This window comes from Larkinella sp. C7, assembly GCF_006149005.1.
Lineage (GTDB): Bacteria > Bacteroidota > Bacteroidia > Cytophagales > Spirosomataceae > Larkinella.
In genome coordinates this window covers 1-544 of record NZ_VBSL01000108.1, presented here as the reverse complement: position 1 = coordinate 544, position 544 = coordinate 1, and the positions used below count along the sequence as shown (strand labels likewise).

The following is a 544-nucleotide window of genomic DNA, read 5'->3' as shown; positions in this document are numbered from 1 at the left end:
GGCAGTAGACTTAGCAGAAACAAGCGCTTGTTTGTTAGCCTGTGCTGTAGCAATTTCAGCTGTGATAGCTTGTTGAGCAGATTCAACAGCTGCTTGTTGTTGAGCAAGAGCTGATTGGTTAGCTTGAATAGAGGCTTGGTTAGCAGCAACTTGATTCATAGCCGCTTGATTGTCTGCTTGTTTTGTTTCAAGAGCAGCCTGATCAGCTTGCTGTTGAGCCAATTGACTTTGACTTGCAGAAACAACTTCATGAACAGCAACGATACGGCTAATAGCATCTGAAATTGATTTTGAATTCAAAATCGTATTGATGTAGCTAGTAGCTGTATTGTTCTTTTGTGCATTTTGAGCTTGTGCTTGAATTGATGCGTTACGAGCAACAATCTTAGCTGACAATTCCTGAATTTCACCTGCAAGTGTATTAGACTGCGCCTGAAGTTCATTATTTTGAGCTTCTAGTTCTGCATTTTGTCCTGCAAGTACAGCTGATTGATTCTGGATAACTGCTGATTGCGCTTGAGCTGCTTGTGACTGAGCTGACAAG

The 544-nt window shown here is 41.7% G+C and carries 1 protein-coding gene; it reads right to left on the bottom strand.

Features of this window, described 5'->3' with window-relative positions:
• Positions 1-544: hypothetical protein (locus FH871_RS34595; RefSeq protein WP_255516994.1), on the bottom strand; the 544-nt coding region annotated here is incomplete at both ends.